Genomic DNA, 16771 nt, shown 5'->3' with positions numbered 1-16771 from the left:
GGCCGGCGCAGCCTGACTGACCCGGCGATGGCTGATGACGAGGCAAGGATCGGAGGACGCGATGAGAGGCTTGGGGATGTGCGGCGGGCGGGCGCTGGCGTGGTGCCTGGCCTTGGGCGTGGCGGTGGCCGCGCCGCCGGCCGTGGCCGCCGGCCCCACCGTGGTCGTTGCCGAGAGCCGGCGCCAGGCCGTGGTCGAGGAACTGCGGGTGTCGGGTACGGTGACCGCCCCGCGTGCGGCGCGGCTGTCGCCGGCGGTGGCCGGCAAGGTGGCCTCGCTGCGGGTCGATGTTGGTTCGCGGGTGGTCAAGGACCAGGTCCTGGTCGAGCTCGATGCCGAACTGGCACGCATCGAGCTCGAGGTGGCGCAGGCGGGGGTGTTGCAGGCGAGCGAGGCGCTGGCGGACGCGCGCCGGCGCGCGGCCGATGGGCGGCGCCTGGCCAGTTCGCGCAGCATTGCCGCGTCGGCGTATGAGGCGCTGCAATCCGAGGTGCGCGCCGATACCGCGCTGCTGCGCCAGCGCGAGGCCGAGCGACGCGGGGCGCAGGCGCGCCTCGAGCGGCATCTGTTGCGGGCACCTTTCGACGGGGTGATCAGCGCCAAGCTGACCGAACTCGGCGAGTGGATCGCGCCCGGCGACGAGGCGCTGGCGCTGGTCGCCGAGCGCGGGCTGTGGATCGACCTGCAGGTGCCGCAGGCCTACTTTCCACGTCTTGACCCCGAGGTGCCGGTGCGCGTGCGCCTGGATGCGCTGCCGGGCGAGGCCCTCGCGGCGCGTATCGAGCGCATCGTGCCGGTCAGTGACGCGACCGCGCGCAGTTTTCTGCTGCGGGTCGGCGTCGCGGGCGATGCGCTGCCGATGACCTCCGGCATGTCGGCCAGCGCCGTCTTGCGCCTGGACGCCGGACGCGAGCGCGTGGTCGTGGCGCGCGACGCCTTGCTGCGCCATGCCGACGGCCGTGTGACGGTGTGGGTGGTGGAGACCGACGGCGGGGCCTCGCAGGTGGTCGAGCGCGCCGTCCAGCCCGGGCTGGGTTTTGATGGCATGGTCGAGATCGTCGACGGCCTTGAGGCCGGCGTGCGCGTGGTGGTGGAGGGCAATGAGTCGCTGCGCCAGGGGCAGGCGGTGACCGTGGCCGGGGCGCGCTGATGTTCGAGCGCATCGTCAGCCGCGGTACGTTGATGGCGGTCATGGTGCTGATCGTGACGGTGATCGGCATCGTTGCGGCGCTGCGCATTCCGGTGCAGATGATCCCCGACCTCGATGTGCGCACGGTCACCGTGCGCACCAGCTGGCCTGGCGCGACGCCGCAGGACGTGGAGAAGGAGATCCTGGTCGAGCAGGAGGAAACCCTGCGCACCGTGCCAAGCCTGCAGCGAATGGTGGCCACCGCGTCCTTCGGCCGGGCGGACGTGCAGCTCGAGTTTCCGTACGGGGTTGATATGAACGAGACCCTGATCCGCATCACCAACGCGCTCAGCCAGGTGCCGTCCTACCCCAACAACGTCGATCAGCCGCGGATTTTCGCCACCTCGTTCTCGGCCAACTCCTTCATGTTTTTCCGCATCACGCCGCTGCCGGGCAACCCGCGTCAGCTGAACATGGTGATGATGCAGGACTTCATCGAGGATGACGTCCGACCACGCCTCGAGCGCATTCTCGGCGTGTCGCAGATCAGCGTTTATGGCGGCGCCCAGCGCCAGATCCAGATTCTGGTCGATCACGCCCGGCTGGCCGAGCATGGCCTGTCGGTGCTCGATGTGCGCGCGGCGGTGACCGCGCGCAACCGCGACGCCTCGGGGGGCGAAATCGAGTCGGGCAAGCGCCGCTATTTGCTGCGCACCATCGGGCGCTTCGAAACACTCGACGATCTGCGCACGCTGATCGTCGCTCGCCGCGGCGATACGCTCATCCGGCTCGGCGAGCTGGCCGAGATCCGCCAGGGGCATTTCGAGATCACCAGCCGCATGCTGCTCAACGGCGAGTCGGTGATTGGCCTGTCGGTGCGGCGCGAGGCCGGCGCCAACGTCATCGACATCAAGCGCGCCATGGTCGCCGAAATCGCGGCGGTGAATCGCGAGGTGCTCGCGCCGGCTGGCATGACGCTGCACCTGATCGCCGATGATGTCGGCTATGTCGAGGCCTCGCTGGCCAATGTGTGGCAGAACCTGTTGATTGGCGCGTTGCTGGCGAGCGCCGTGATGTACCTCTTCCTGCGCTCGGTCAAGGCCACGCTGGTGGGGGTGATGGGGATTCCGGTGTGCACCATCGCGGCCTTCCTCGGCCTGCTGCTGGCGGGGCGCACGGTCAACGTGATCTCGCTGGCCGGCGTGGCCTTCGCCATCGGCATGACGCTGGACAACAGCATCGTGGTGCTTGAGAGCATCGAGCTGGCCCGGCAGCGCGGCATGGACCGCGTTCGCTCGGCGGTCGAGGGGGTGCGCCAGGTGTGGCCCGCGGTGCTGGCCTCGACGCTCACCACGGTGCTGGTCTTCGTGCCGATCCTGTTCATCGAGCAGGAAGCCGGACAGCTGTATTCGGACATTGCGATCGGGGTGTCGGCCTCGATTCTGGCTTCGATGGTGGTGGCGATCACGGTGCTGCCCACGGCCTGCGCGCGCCTGTCCTTCGGTGCGCTCGAGGAGAATGCCGCGCCACGCGGCATGACGGCCCGGGTGCTGGCGGGTGTTGGCCGCCTGGTGGTGAGCCGTTCGTGCCGGCTGGCGGCGATTGTCGGTACGGTCGCGGCGAGTCTTGCCATCCTGGTGTGGCTGACGCCGCCGGCCGAGTATCTGCCCGAGGGCGAGGAGCCCAAGGCCTTTGCCCGCATGAACGCGCCGCCGGGCTACAACCTGGCGTCAATGGAACGCATCGCCGCGCAGGTCGATGCGCATTTCAAGCCCTTCCTCAGCGAATCGCCGGCGCGTTTCGAGGCCGGTCAGTCGGTAGTGCCGGCGATCCGCTATTTCAATATGCGGGTCGAGGCCAGCGGCTTGTTCGTGGTTGCCGAGGCTCAGGACCCGGCCCACATCCGGGCGTTGATGGATGCGCTGAGTGCGCATTTCGGCCAGTACCCCGGCATGCGGGCCTTCGTCTCGCGCGGCTCGATCATCACCAGCAACGACGGCGGCACGCGCAGCGTCAACCTCGACATCGCCGGCCCGGATCTGGCCACCATCTACGGGGTGGCCCTCGACGCCTACCGCCGCGCGCAGGCGGTCTTCGATTCGCCGCGCATCAATGCCCAGCCGTCCACCCTCTCGCTGTCCCAGCCGCTGGTCGAGCTGCGCCCCGACTGGCGGCGCGCGGCCGAGCTCGGCCTGTCGGCCGGCGATATCGGCTTTTCGGTCGCCGCGCTCACCGACGGGGCCTTTGTCGACGAATTTCTGCTCAATGACGAAAAGGTCGATATCTACCTGTACGGCCAGGCCGGTCAGGCGGCCACCCTTGATAGCCTCGCGCAGCTGCCGATCTACACGCCCGCCGGCGTGGTGGTGCCGCTGGCCACGGTGGCGCGCATCGTCGAGCGCGTGGACACCAGCACCATCCGCCGCGTCGATGGCCGGCGCATGGTCACCTTGAACATCATTCCGCCCGAGGCGGTGGCGCTCGAGGAGGGGGTGCGCAGGGTGCGCGACGAGGTGGTCGGGCATTTGCGTGACGCCGGCCAGATCCCCGCCAGCGTCAGCCTTGACCTGTCCGGCGCGGGCGACCAGCTCGACGCCACGCGCGCGGCGCTATCCGGCAACTACCTGGTGGCCGTCGTCGTCATTTACCTGCTGCTGGTTGCCATTTTTACCCACTGGGGCTATCCGCTGCTGATCATGACCACCATTCCGCTGGGGGTGGCCGGCGGCGTGCTCGGCCTGTGGCTGATGAACGCGGTAGGCGCGCTGTTGCCGTGGGTTGGCCTGCCGCCGCTGAGCCAGCCCTTCGACATGATCGCCATGCTCGGCTTCCTGATTCTGATGGGCACCGTGGTCAATAACCCGATCCTGATCGTCCATCAGGCGATGGTGAACGTGCGCGAGGCGGGCATGGGGGCGGTCGAGGCGGTGCGTGACGCGGTGGCCACGCGGCTGCGGCCGATCGCCATGTCCACGCTGACCACGGTCTTTGGGCTCGCGCCGCTGGTCTTCATCCCCGGGGCAGGCACCGAGCTCTACCGCGGCGTCGGCGCGATCGTGCTGTTCGGAGTGCTGGGCACCGCGGTGGTGGCGCTGACCTTCCTGCCGGCGCTGACGGTCATGGTGCTGGGCTGGCGTCAGGGGGCGGCGGGGCCGACGCGCTGAGCCCGCCGGACGGCGCGGCGCTGGCCAGACAGGCGTTGGCGCGGGCCAGCGCCATGTCGAGTGAGCTCACGATGTTGGCGTCGCCGACCTGCGCGGCGAACCCGGAGCGCGCGATCAGCGAGGCGGGTTGCGTGTTGAGCTCGCACAGGACCAGCACGGCGCCCTGCTTGGCGAGGGTGCGGTGCAGGTTCTGCAAGATCTCCAGGCCCGTGGTGTCGATGTTGATGACCTTGTCGAGACTGAGAATGATCACCGCCGGTCGGGTGTCGGCAGCCGCCAGCAGGGCTTCGAGCTTGTTGGCGGCGCCGAAGAACAGGCTGCCGAAGATCCGGAACACCTGAATACGGGCGCGATCGGCATCGCTGGCGCCCTCGGCCAGCGGGACCGGTTCGATGCGGGTGAGGTCGGACACGCGGTGGATGAAGAACAGGCTGGCCATCACCAGGCCGAGCTCAACCGCCAGGGTCAGGTCGAAGACCACGGTGATGAAGAAGGTCGATAGCAGCACCGTGCGATAGGCCGCCGAGTATCGCCCGAGCGTCTTGAATGCATGCCACTCACCCATGTGGAATGACACCATCACCACGATCGCCGACAAGGTGGCGAGCGGAATGTGATGGGCCAGCGGCGCCAGCGCCAGCACCACGGCGAGCAGCACCACCGAGTGGATGATGCCGGCGACCGGCGTGCGCCCGCCGCTGCGCACGTTGGTGGCCGTGCGGGCAATCGCGCCGGTGGCGGCAAAGCCGCCGAACAGCGGTGCGATGAGGTTGGCGACGCCTTGGGCCAGCAGCTCCTGATTGGGGTCGTGACGGTCGTCGATCTGGCCGTCGGCGACCCGTGCCGAGAGCAGCGATTCGATGGCGCCGAGCATGGCGATGGTCAGCGCCGGGGCGATCAGCTTGCCCAGATTGGTCAGGTCGAGCTCGGGAAAGGCCAGCGCCGGCACGGCCTGCGGGATGCCGCCAAAGCGTGAGCCGATGGTGTCGACCGGCAGGTTGAACAGGGCGGTGACGGCGGTGCCGATCACCAGCACGCCGAGCGGGCCGGGCAGGCGGCGCATCCAGCGGATGCGCTGGGCCAGGCGGTTCCAGCCAATGAGCAGGGCCAGCGAGGCAGTGGCGAGGGTGACGGTGGGCAGATGGGTGGTGCCAAGCGCGCCGGCGAGCGTGCTGATTTTGCCGAAAAACTCGCCCGGCAGCTGGTCGATCTTGAGGCCGAGGAAGTCTTTGATCTGCGAGAGAAAGATGACCACCGCGATGCCGTTGGTGAAGCCGATAACCACCGAAATCGGGATGAAGCGGATCATGTTGCCGAGGCGGAAGGCGCCCATGGCGATGAGCATCAAACCGGCCAGCATGGTGGCGATGAGCAGGTTGGCGACACCATAGTCGACAACGATGGCGTAGATGATCGGGATGAAGGCGCCGGTGGGGCCGCCGATCTGTACCCGCGAGCCGCCGAGCAGCGAGATCAGGAGGCCGGCGACGATGGCCGTCCAGATGCCGGCGGTGGGCGACATGCCCGAGGCGATGGCGAAGGCCATGGCCAGCGGCAGGGCCAGCACGCCGACGGTAATGCCGGCGCCCGCGTCCCCCACTAACTGCGCGCGGTCATAGCCGGGCAGTGTGTCGAGCAAACGGGGGCGAAAGCGCATCGGATCTCTCAGTGGGGGATTCAGGCGTCGGGCGCGACGATGAAGTCGGTGGGGAGCGGATCGGGCAGGTCCACCTCGGTCACGGTGACCCGGGCGACCTTGGCTTTGGGCGGTCCCTGATGACACCAGGCGACAAACGATTCGAGCATGTATTCCGTGCCAATGACCAGCGCCTCGACCGAGCCGTCGGCGGTATTGCGCACCCAGCCGCGCACACCGAAGCGGGCGGCAGCTTCGGCCGCCGAGGCGCGATACCACACGCCCTGGACTGTGCCGGTGATGACCAGGCGCTGGGCGAGGGGTGCGCTCATGATTTGTTGGCGGCCGCTTTCTTGGCCAGCTGGATGCGGCGCAGTTCGATCACGCCCCAGAAATCGAGCACCAGGCCGACCGCCACCATGGCGATGGCCTGCGTGGTGGAGCTGGGGATGCCGTCAAGCAGCGCCATGTCGGCGATCAGATAGAGCGCGCCGAGCACTGCGATGATCGAGCCGACGATGTGCAGCCCGATCCACTTGGCCATGCTGCCGCCGCTGGTTTCGATTTTTCCGTTGGTTTCGCTCATGGATTACTTCACTCGCATGCCGGGCGTGGCGCCCGTGTCGGGGGAGAGGATGAACAGACCCGGCGTGGTGCCGGTGTCGTCGGAGGCGGCCAGCACCATGCCCTCGCTCATGCCGAACTTCATCTTGCGCGGGGCGAGGTTGGCCACCATCACGGTGAGCCGGCCGACCAGCGTGGCCGGGTCGTAGGCCGACTTGATGCCGGCAAACACCTGGCGCGGCTTGGACTCGCCGATGTCGAGTTGCAGGCGCAGGAGTTTGTCGGCGCCTTCGACATGCTCGGCCGAGATGATTTTGGCGATGCGCAGGTCGACCTTGGTGAAGTCGTCGATGCCGATGTGCGCGTCGGCGGTGGTCGCCGCCTGGGCGTCTTTTTGCTGGGCTTCGGCGTGGCGCTGACGACTGCTCGCCTCGGGCGCCGGCGTGGGGGCCAGTGAGGCCTTGTTGGCCTCGATGAGGGCGTCGATCTGCTTGCGTTCGACACGCGTGAGCATGTGGCCGTAGGGCGCGATGCCATGGCCGGCGGGCAGGGTGTCGGTCAGCTGTGACCAGCGCAGCGGCGGAATGTCGAGGAAGGCTTCGACCTGTTCGGCGACGGTCGGCAGGATCGGCTTGAGCAGACCGGCGAGCACACGGAACTGGTTGAGCGCGGTGCTGCACACCCCATGCAGGCGCTCGGTGTTGGCCGGGTCTTTGACCAGCTCCCAGGGCTTGTGGTCATTCACATATTGGTTGGCGAGGTCTGCCAGACGCATGATCTCGCGCAGCGCGCGGCTGTAGTCGCGTGCCTCGAAGGCGCGGGCAACTTCGCCGGCCTCGATGCTGGCGCGATAGGCGGCCATGGCGTCCAGATCCGGCGCGGCCAGTTTGCCGTCGAAGCGCTTGGTGATGAAGCCCGCGCAGCGGCTGGCGATGTTGATGAATTTGCCGACCAGATCGGAATTGACCTTGGCGATCATGTCGTCGAGGTTGAGGTCGACGTCTTCCATGGTGCCGTTGGACTTGGCGGCAAAGTAGTAGCGCAGCCAGGCCGGGTTGAGCTTTTGCTCGGTGTAGGAGCGCGCGGTGATGAAGGTGCCGCGGCTCTTGCTCATCTTGGCCCCATCGACCGTCAGGAAACCGTTGACGGCCAGTTGCGTGGGCGTGCGGTAGCCCGCGTAGTGCAGCATGGCCGGCCAGAACAGGGCGTGGAAGTAGAGGATGTCCTTGCCGATGAAGTGCACCAGCTCGGTATGACTGTTGGCCGCGGCGGCGCCGTCGATGAAGCGCGCGACATCGATACGGCCGGTTTTATCGGCGAGGTTTTTGAAGCTGGCGAAGTAGCCGATCGGCGCGTCCAGCCACACATAGAAGTATTTGCCCGGTGCGCCGGGGATCTCGAAGCCGAAGTAGGGCGCATCACGCGAGATGTCCCAGTCCGACAGCTTGTTTTCGCCCGGCTCGCCAAGCCACTCCTTCATCTTGTTGCTGGCTTCGGATTGCAGGCGGCGCGTGCCGTTGGCGTCGGCGCCCTGGGTCCAGTCACGCAGGAAGTCGACCGCGCGTGGATCGGAGAGCTTGAAGAAATAGTGTTCGGAGCTGCGCATCTCGGGCTTGGCGCCCGACACGGCCGAGACCGGGTTCTTGAGATCGGTGGGCGCATAGGCGGCGCCGCACACTTCGCAGTTGTCGCCGTACTGGTCGAGCGCGCCGCACTTGGGGCATTCGCCCTTGATGAAGCGGTCGGGCAGGAACATGGCCTTGACCGGGTCGTAGAACTGCTCGATCGAGCGCGTTTCGATCAGGCCGGCGGCTTGCAGTTTGCCGTAGATGTCTTCGGCGAACTGGCGGTTCTCGGCGCTGTGCGTGGAATGATAGTTGTCGAAGGCAACATCAAAATCGGTGAAGTCGCGCAGGTGCTCGCCGTGCACCCGGTTGATCAGCGCCTCGGGCGTCACGTCTTCTTTTTCAGCGCGCAGCATGACCGGCGTGCCGTGGGTGTCGTCGGCGCAGACGTAGTGCACGGTGTGCCCCTGCATGCGCTGGTAGCGCACCCAGATGTCGGCCTGAATGTAGCCGACCAGATGGCCGAGGTGAATATCGCCGTTGGCGTAGGGCAGGGCGTTGGTGACGAGGATCTGGCGCGACATGGTTTCCTGCGGCGGCGGTCAAAGACCGCAAGTTTATCAAAGGCGAGCGGCTTCGCGGCGGCTTGAGGGTCGTTCGCTGCGCGATGGCCGGAGAATGGGCGGCGGACTCAGGGGAAGGGCGTGAGGAAAAGCTCGACCCGACGGTTGCGAGCGCGCCCTTCCGGCGTGGCGTTGTCGGCGACCGGCTCGGCTTCGCCCCGGCCTTCGGCGTTGAGCCGCACCGGGTCGATCTTGCCGTCGTCGATCAGCACGGCGCGCACCGCTTTGGCGCGGGCGCGGGAGAGCTGCATGTTGTAGCCCTCGCGGCCGTTGCTGTCGGTGTGGCCGACGATGCGCACAATCAGGCTGGGGTGCTGGCGCACAATTGCGCTGATCCGGCCGAGCAGGCCGACAAAGCTGGCGGTGGGCGTGGCGCTGTCGCTGCCGAAGGCGGCGTCATCTTCCAGCGTGAGTTTCAGGGCATTGTCGGGCGTGGTCTGCACCCGTGCCTTGCCAGCCTGGGTGTCGGCGGCCACCGAGTCGATCACCGGCTGCCAGTCAAAGGCGCGTCGCGGCAGGTGTTCGGCGCGCGTGTCGATGGGCTCAGGGCCGCTGTCTGTGGGCGCTTGCGTGGCGCAGCCGGTGAGCAGTGCGGTGGTGAGTGTCAGGGCGAAAAGCGGGGGGCGGATCAGTCGCATGGGTCTGGCAGAAAAAAGGATGGGCGGCGCCGGCTCGGGGCCGAAGGATAACCCTGTTCGCGTCAGGGGAGGCGAATGCTGTCGGCTTCGGTATGATGCGCCTGTTGGGCAGAAAGGATTGCCCGTGCCATGTGTGGAGTCAGAATGGAAATCGATCGGGATCAGATTCAGGCAGCCCTCAAGAACGTGGTCGACCCCAATACGGGGAAGGACTTCGTGAGCAGCCGCAGTATTCGCGATGTGGCCGTTGATGGCAGCAAAGTGACCGTGGCGGTTGAACTGGGTTATCCGGCGCGCAGCCAAGAAGACGCGCTGCGTGCGCTGGTGACCGAGGCCGTTGGCCAGGTGGCCGGCGTGACTGCGGTGGACGTCACGCTCACCACCAAGGTCGTCGCGCATGCGGTGCAGCATGGCGTGAAGTTGCTGGCAGGCGTAAAGAACATCATTGCCGTGGCCTCGGGCAAGGGCGGTGTGGGCAAGAGCACCACCGCGGTCAATCTGGCGCTCGCGCTGGCTGCCGAGGGCGCCCGCGTGGGTATTCTGGATGCGGATATCTATGGCCCGTCGCAGCCGCAGATGCTGGGCCTGCAGGGCGCGCAGCCGGCCTCGCCGGATGGCAAGACACTGACGCCGATCGAGGCGTTTGGCGTGCAGGCGATGTCGATCGGCTTCCTGGTGGATGTCGAAACACCGATGGTGTGGCGGGGGCCGATGGCCACCCAGGCGCTCAAGCAGTTGCTGACCGAAACCAACTGGGCCGACCTGGACTACCTGATCGTCGACATGCCTCCGGGTACCGGCGACATCCAGCTCACCCTGTCGCAAAGCGTGCCGCTGACCGGCGCTGTGGTGGTGACCACGCCGCAGGACATCGCGCTGCTGGACGCACGCAAGGGCGTGAAGATGTTCGAAAAAGTGGGCGTGCCGATTCTGGGCGTGGTCGAGAACATGAGTCTGCACATCTGTTCGAACTGTGGCCACGAGTCGCATATCTTCGGTACGGGCGGCGGTCAGAAAATGTGTGACGACTACAACATCGCCTTCCTCGGTGGCTTGCCGCTGGACATGCAGATCCGCACCGAAGTCGATGCCGGTCGTCCGACCGTCGTGGCGGAGCCGGATGGGCGCATCGCCGGGCTGTACCGTGAAATTGCCCGCAAAGTGGCCGGTAGCGTGGCGATCCGTGCCAAGAACATGACCCACAAGTTTCCGAATATTGTGGTGCAGAACACCTGATCCGACGATCAGTCTTGATTCGCCCCGCGGCAAAGCTAGAATAGGCCGCTTTATGATTAGCGACGCGCCTGTGGGGCGGGTCTGACCGGAGTGTGAGGATGTCCATCAAGTCGGACAAATGGATTCGCCGCATGGCGCAAGAGCACCAGATGCTCGAGCCGTTCGCCCCTGAACTGGTGCGCGAAAATGATAGCGGCAAGATCGTGTCGTATGGCACCTCGAGCTATGGCTATGATGTGCGCTGCGCCAACGAATTCAAGATCTTCACCAATATCAACTCGACCATCGTTGATCCGAAGAACTTTGATTCGGGCAATTTTGTCGATTTCGTGGGTGATGTGTGCATCATCCCGCCGAACTCGTTTGCCCTGGCGCGCACGGTCGAGTACTTCCGCATTCCGCGCAATGTGCTGACGGTGTGCCTGGGCAAGAGCACCTATGCGCGCTGCGGCATCATCGTCAACGTGACCCCGCTCGAGCCAGAATGGGAAGGTCATGTGACGCTGGAGTTCTCCAACACCACGCCGCTGCCGGCCAAGATCTACGCCAACGAGGGCATCGCTCAGATGCTGTTCTTCGAGTCGGACGAGGTCTGCGAGACGTCCTACAAGGATCGGGGCGGCAAGTATTTCGGCCAGAAAGGCGTGACCCTGCCGAAGATCTGAACCTTCCGAGGCCGGCGCTGCGTCATCGTGCCGGCCATGCGACAAACCGTCACCGCAGCGCGGTACGATGTGCCCGCGGCCTTTGCATTGCGGGCTTTCTCCATTTCAGGGGGCGAGGATGCGTTTCCAGTTTCCGATCATCATCATTGACGAAGACTTCCGCTCGGAAAACACCAGCGGTTTTGGCGTTCGCGCGCTGGCCAAAGCCATCGAGGGCGAGGGCATTGAAGTGCTCGGCGTCACCGGTTACGGGGATCTGGCGTCTTTCGCGCAGCAGCAAAGCCGCGCTTCGACGTTCATCGTGTCGATTGATGACGAGGAATTCAACTCCGAAGAGGAGGCGGACCGGGTCATCGAAAATCTGCGGCAATTCGTTGCGGAGATCCGCTTTCGCAACGCCGACATTCCGATCTTCTTGTACGGCGAAACGCGCACCTCGCGACACATCCCGAATGATGTGCTGCGAGAGATGCACGGCTTCATCCACATGTTTGAAGACACGCCCGAGTTCATTGCGCGTTACGTGGTGCGCGAGGCGCGCAGCTATCTCGATAGCCTGGCGCCGCCGTTCTTCCGCGCGCTGACGCACTATGCGGCAGACGGGTCGTATTCGTGGCACTGTCCGGGGCACTCGGGCGGCGTCGCCTTCCTGAAGAGCCCGGTCGGGCAGATGTTCCACCAGTTCTTTGGTGAGAACATGTTGCGCGCCGACGTGTGCAACGCGGTCGATGAACTCGGCCAATTGCTCGACCACACCGGCCCGGTGGCCGCGTCCGAGCGCAACGCTGCGCGTATTTTCCATTGCGACCACCTGTACTTCGTGACCAATGGCACCTCGACCTCCAACAAGATGGTGTGGCACTCCACCGTGGCGCCGGGCGATGTGGTGGTGGTGGATCGCAATTGCCACAAGTCGATCCTGCACTCCATCATCATGACCGGCGCGGTGCCGGTGTTTCTGACGCCGACGCGCAACCACTACGGCATCATCGGGCCGATTCCGCTCGAAGAATTCAAGATCGAGAATATTCGCAAAAAAATTGCAGCCAACCCGTTTGTGAGTAAGACCGCGGCGAAGAATCCGCGCATCCTGACCATCACCCAATCGACCTACGACGGCGTGCTGTACAACGTCGAGGCGATCAAGGAGATGCTCGACGGCGAGATCGACACCCTGCATTTTGATGAGGCCTGGCTGCCGCACGCTGCGTTTCATGACTTCTACGGCGACTACCACGCCATCGGTGAAGACCGCGGTCGTTGCAAGGAGTCGATGATCTTCTCGACACAGTCGACCCACAAGATGCTGGCCGGCCTGTCGCAGGCTTCGCAGATTCTGGTGCAAGACTCCGAGGAGCGGCAGCTCGACCGCGATATCTTCAATGAAGCGTATCTGATGCATACCTCAACTTCGCCTCAGTATTCGATCATCGCCTCGTGCGATGTGGCGGCGGCGATGATGGAGCCGCCGGGGGGGCCGGCGCTGGTGGAAGAGTCCCTCGCCGAGGCGCTTGATTTCCGTCGCGCCATGCGCAAGGTGGACGACGAATTCGGTGATGATGACTGGTGGTTCAAGGTCTGGGGGCCGGAATATCTGTCGGATGATGGCATTCCCGAGCGCGAAGACTGGATGCTCAAGGCCGGCGAGCGTTGGCACGGTTTCGGCGATCTGGCGCCGGGCTTCAATATGCTCGACCCGATCAAGGCGACGCTGATTACCCCGGGCCTGGACGTGGACGGCGATTTTGCCGAGTGGGGCATCCCGGCCGGCGTGCTCACCAAATACCTGGCCGAGCACGGCATCGTGGTCGAGAAGACCGGGCTGTACTCCTTCTTCATCATGTTCACCATCGGCATCACCAAGGGCCGCTGGAATACGCTGGTGACTGAGCTACAGCAGTTCAAAGACGATTTCGACCGCAATCGCCCGCTGTGGCGCGTCATGCCTGAGTTCATCGCCAAGCATCCGCGCTACGAGCGCGTGGGGCTGAAGGATCTGTGCATGCAGATCCACGCTTTCTATCAGAAGCACGATGTGGCCAGGCTGACCACCGAAATGTATTTGTCAGACATGGTGCCAGCCATGCGGCCGACCGATGCCTTTGCCAAGACTGCCCATCGTGAAGTGGATCGTGTGCCTATTGATGATCTCGAAGGGCGCGTGACCAGCGTGCTACTGACGCCCTACCCGCCGGGTATACCCCTGCTGATTCCGGGCGAGCGGTTTAACGCAACGATCGTGCGCTATCTGAAATTTGCGCGCGATTTCAACGGGAGCTTCCCGGGCTTCGAGACGGATATCCACGGCTTGGTCAAGGCCGACGTCAATGGGCAGACCGGCTACTGTGTGGATTGTGTGATTCAGGACTGACGCCGCCGCGTCCCGGGCGATTCCGCCAGGGGCGTGCTTGGGCGCTTACTCGATGCGCCGGTAGTCGACGAAGTCGGCGGCGTGGTCGTTGTCGGCATCTCGGGCTTGGTGGCGACGGCCTATTTCTGCGAAGGCCGAGCGATCGAAGCTTGGGAAAAAGGCGTCCCCCTCAATGCTTGCGTCCACTTCGGTCAGCAAGAGGCGGTCAGCCAGTGGCAGCGCCAGTGCATAGATCTGGGCGCCGCCAATCACGAAGAGTCGTTCACGATCGGCGCAGGCGGCGATGGCGGCCGCCACGCTATCGACGACCCGGGCTCCCGGCGCCGAATAGTCGCGATCGCGGCTGATCACAATATTGGTGCGGCCAGGCAGTGGCCGGCCGAGCGACTCCCACGTTTTACGCCCCATCACGATGGGGTGTCCCAGGGTTGTCGCCTTGAAGTGCGCAAGATCCGCCTTCAGTCGCCAGGGGAGCGCGTTGTCTTTGCCGATGGCGCCGTTGGTGGCTACGGCGGCGATCAGGACGATTTCGGGGGCGCTCATACTGCCACCGGCGCGGAGATATGCGGATGCGGATCGTAGCCTTCGAGTGAAAAATCTTCGAACCGGAAGGCGAACAAATCAGTGACGTTCGGGTTGATTTTCAGGGTCGGTAACGTCCGCAGTTCGCGGGACAGTTGAAGCCGAGTCTGCTCGAGGTGGTTCTTGTAGAGGTGGCAATCGCCGCCGGTCCACACAAAATCGCCCGGCTTGAAGCCGCACACCTGCGCGACCATCAGCGTCAGTAATGCGTAGGAAGCAATATTGAAAGGCACGCCGAGGAAAATGTCGGCGCTGCGCTGGTACAACTGGCAGGACAGGCGCCCGTCGGCCACATAAAACTGGAACAGGGCGTGGCAGGGCGGTAACGCCATACGGTCCACGTCGGACGGATTCCACGCCGATACCAGATGGCGGCGGGAGTCGGGCGACTGCTTCAGCCCCTCGACAAGCTGGCGAATCTGGTCGATTTCGCCGCCATCGCGCGCAGGCCAGTGGCGCCACTGATGGCCGTATACAGGGCCGAGATCGCCGTTTTCGTCCGCCCACTCGTTCCAGATCGAGACGCCATTGGCTTTGAGGTAGGCGATGTTGGTGTCGCCGGCCAGAAACCACAGCAATTCATGAATGATCGAGCGGACATGGAGCTTCTTGGTCGTCAAAAGCGGGAAGCCCTGGGCCAGGTCAAAGCGCATCTGGTGTCCAAAAACCGACAGGGTGCCCGTGCCTGTTCGGTCGGATTTGTCATGGCCGTGGTCCAGCACATGCTGCATGAGGTCGAGGTACTGTTGCATTTGAGCAATCCACAGATTCTTCAGAAGGTCGCCGATTGTACCGTGCTCCGGTCCTTCGAGCCGAGGCCGGCCCGCCACTCCAAGGCAGGGGAAAAACAGCGCCGACCGCCGAGTTTTGTGTGAAATAATGCTTGAAACGACAAAGAGATGCGGACTGTTTCCATGAGTGCCACATGTTCCTGAATGCATCGAACCTTTCGCCAGAATCAACTCGGCGCTTAGAAGAGGTCAGATGGCGGCTGGATTCGCTCCCTGCGAACGAGCCGGGCTTGGCGCTCGACGAGATCGCGGCGGGTATCGAGCTGATGCTTGACGGCCCCGAATGGCCGCTTGATCAACTGGCGTCCGCGTTGCGCGATTTTGATGAATCGGCGCAGGCGATCATCCGGCAGGCCGCGCAGGGGTTTGTTCAGGCGAGCGTGCTGGGTACTGCGCGCGGCGCGGTGCTGCATGCGGCGTCGACTCGTGCATTCCGGGCGATCGCTCTCGCAGGCAAGTCTTTTTTGCAGCGGCAGCGATATTCCGAGGAGATCCCCACAAATGTCGCGGCCGAGATGGCAACACGATTGATGCGCGCCGAGGCAAGTCGTCTGAAGTGGGAGCATTTGCTCTACGGCCCGTTTGATCGGGCTTTGTGGCAGCAGATGGGGTCGGTGTTTCTCGAAGCAGAAGAAGACGGCCGCCTGATGCTGCCGGTCCATTTGCGTCGCGACCGAGATACGGAAACCTCGACCTATCGTGAGTATTTGCGTGCCGTCGCGTTGCAGTGCTCCGGGCTCGAGCAAATGCCGGTCGAGCTCGTTGATGTTGCTGACCGATTGATCCAGCACCTGCTGCCCGCGCTTCATCTCGGCGCGGGGCCGGTCGAGGGCGCACGCTTCATTGTGTCGCCGATGCTCGGCGGCGAGCCGCGACGCCTCATCAAGGCGGTCTCGGAGGGCGATCCGGCATGGTATTTCTCACCGCTTCTGGCCGAGCGGGTGTTCGCTGAGCTGGAGTTGATGCTTGGAAAAGGTGTCGTTCCAGGTGGTCTGGGCGCTGGCCCTGGCGCTAAAGATCATATTGCCGCGTGTATTCGCCATTTTCGACGGACTTGGTATGACACCCCCTCCGCACGCCGACATCGGCGGCACCTCATGGGGGGGAGGCTCGCCGCGGTCAGAGGTTTTGGTACATTCAGTCAGGTCATTTCGGGCGGAGAAGCTGCGGCCTTGATGTCCTGGGACTTGCGAGACGTCAGCGTCGGCGGCCTGGGGGCTGTAGCGCCGGTTTCTGAATACGGCATGCCCCGCATCGGCGAGCTCATTGCCATGCGCTCTGACGACGCCGTGGCGTGGCGGCTCGGGTTGGTGCGCCGGATTCAGCGGGACGATATTACCCGGGCCTTTGTTGGGGTAGAAACGTTTGCCTTGGATCCTCGTCCGGTCAAGGCGGACGATGGCCGTTCCCCGCTCGACGTCCTGTTGTGTGATCCGCTGCGACGCGGCTTTCACTTAAGAGTCGCAGCACCTGAAGGTGTGCTGCGTCCAGGGGCCCCGTTGTTCGTGGCCGAAGGTGGCGTCATTCAAAAGCTCAAGCCCCTCACCGGCGTATGGCGAGGGCACGAGTTTGAAGTCCGCACCTACGTCGCAGTCTAGTCTCTCAGCCCCCATTACCTTCGTTGCTCCATGCGCCTGATCGTGGTTGGCAAGAATGACTTGTCGCACAGGTTGGCAAGCGTCGTTTTTCGCGCGTGGAAATAAAGTAACGTTTGGGTGTTGACAGGTTTTTTGTGGTGTCTATAATTCGCACCTCGCTTGAACGCAAACGCGTTTTGAGCGGCCCCCGAAGGAGTCGGAAACGAGCT

General features: G+C 64.5%; 13 protein-coding genes. 6 read left to right on the top strand and 7 right to left on the bottom strand.

From position 1 onward, the window contains the following. Nucleotides 1-61: 61 nt before the first annotated feature. Both FHP91_RS18295 and FHP91_RS18290 read left to right on the top strand, forming a co-directional pair. Nucleotides 62-1150: an efflux RND transporter periplasmic adaptor subunit gene (locus FHP91_RS18295; RefSeq protein ID WP_186301627.1), complete on the top strand. Its 1089-nt coding sequence runs from the start codon at nt 62-64 to the stop codon at nt 1148-1150. Continuing rightward, nucleotides 1150-4293 (top strand): efflux RND transporter permease subunit, encoded by a 3144-nt coding sequence (locus FHP91_RS18290; protein ID WP_144310950.1) that lies wholly within the window; start codon nt 1150-1152, stop codon nt 4291-4293. The genes FHP91_RS18295 and FHP91_RS18290 overlap by 1 nt, the downstream gene beginning before the upstream one ends. Here FHP91_RS18290 and FHP91_RS18285 read toward each other — a convergent pair. The 5 genes from FHP91_RS18285 to FHP91_RS18265 form a co-directional block, all read right to left on the bottom strand. Next, nucleotides 4247-5950, bottom strand: coding sequence for a SulP family inorganic anion transporter (locus FHP91_RS18285; protein WP_144310949.1), 1704 nt, complete (start codon nt 5948-5950; stop codon nt 4247-4249). The two genes, FHP91_RS18290 and FHP91_RS18285, sit on opposite strands and share 47 nt — an antisense overlap. Before the next feature lie 20 nt (nt 5951-5970). Then, nucleotides 5971-6261: an acylphosphatase gene (locus FHP91_RS18280; protein WP_144310948.1), complete on the bottom strand. Its 291-nt coding sequence runs from the start codon at nt 6259-6261 to the stop codon at nt 5971-5973. Further along, on the bottom strand, nt 6258-6515 hold the full coding sequence (locus tag FHP91_RS18275; RefSeq protein ID WP_144310947.1) for a hypothetical protein: 258 nt from the start codon (nt 6513-6515) through the stop codon (nt 6258-6260). Before FHP91_RS18275 ends, FHP91_RS18280 begins: the two co-directional genes overlap by 4 nt. 3 nt (nt 6516-6518) lie before the next feature. Then, nucleotides 6519-8642: a methionine--tRNA ligase gene (metG, locus tag FHP91_RS18270; protein ID WP_144310946.1), complete on the bottom strand. Its 2124-nt coding sequence runs from the start codon at nt 8640-8642 to the stop codon at nt 6519-6521. Between the two features lie 107 nt (nt 8643-8749). Further along, the gene (locus FHP91_RS18265) at nt 8750-9319 is read right to left on the bottom strand and encodes an OmpA family protein (RefSeq protein ID WP_144310945.1); all 570 of its coding nucleotides are present in this window, start codon (nt 9317-9319) and stop codon (nt 8750-8752) included. Nucleotides 9320-9463: 144 nt separating this feature from the next. On the opposite strand from FHP91_RS18265, the gene apbC reads away from it, so the two are divergent. From apbC to FHP91_RS18250, 3 genes are all read left to right on the top strand, one after another. Beyond that, complete coding sequence (apbC, locus tag FHP91_RS18260; protein ID WP_144310944.1) at nt 9464-10555, top strand: iron-sulfur cluster carrier protein ApbC; 1092 nt, start codon at nt 9464-9466, stop codon at nt 10553-10555. Between the two features lie 98 nt (nt 10556-10653). Then, nucleotides 10654-11220, top strand: coding sequence for a dCTP deaminase (dcd, locus tag FHP91_RS18255; protein WP_144310943.1), 567 nt, complete (start codon nt 10654-10656; stop codon nt 11218-11220). Between the two features lie 118 nt (nt 11221-11338). Further along, nucleotides 11339-13591 (top strand): arginine/lysine/ornithine decarboxylase, encoded by a 2253-nt coding sequence (locus FHP91_RS18250; RefSeq protein ID WP_144310942.1) that lies wholly within the window; start codon nt 11339-11341, stop codon nt 13589-13591. A 45-nt stretch (nt 13592-13636) separates the two neighbouring features. Here the strand turns inward: FHP91_RS18250 and FHP91_RS18245 are convergent, their stop codons facing one another. Then, a complete protein-coding gene (locus tag FHP91_RS18245) occupies nt 13637-14134 on the bottom strand; it encodes a dihydrofolate reductase (protein ID WP_144310941.1) in 498 nt (165 codons plus the stop codon). After that, nucleotides 14131-14925 carry a thymidylate synthase gene (locus tag FHP91_RS18240; protein WP_144311090.1) on the bottom strand — a complete coding sequence of 265 codons (795 nt, stop codon included), beginning with the start codon at nt 14923-14925 and terminating at the stop codon, nt 14131-14133. The genes FHP91_RS18245 and FHP91_RS18240 overlap by 4 nt, the downstream gene beginning before the upstream one ends. Before the next feature lie 173 nt (nt 14926-15098). Between FHP91_RS18240 and FHP91_RS18235 the strand changes: the two genes are divergently transcribed. Beyond that, complete coding sequence (locus FHP91_RS18235; RefSeq protein ID WP_144310940.1) at nt 15099-16562, top strand: hypothetical protein; 1464 nt, start codon at nt 15099-15101, stop codon at nt 16560-16562. Nucleotides 16563-16771: the final 209 nt, after the last annotated feature.

Origin of the sequence: Denitromonas halophila (assembly GCF_007625155.1) — a bacterium.
Lineage (GTDB): Bacteria > Pseudomonadota > Gammaproteobacteria > Burkholderiales > Rhodocyclaceae > Nitrogeniibacter > Nitrogeniibacter halophilus.
Note: the sequence above shows the minus strand (reverse complement) of the source record. Positions and strands in the feature narration are given on the sequence as shown.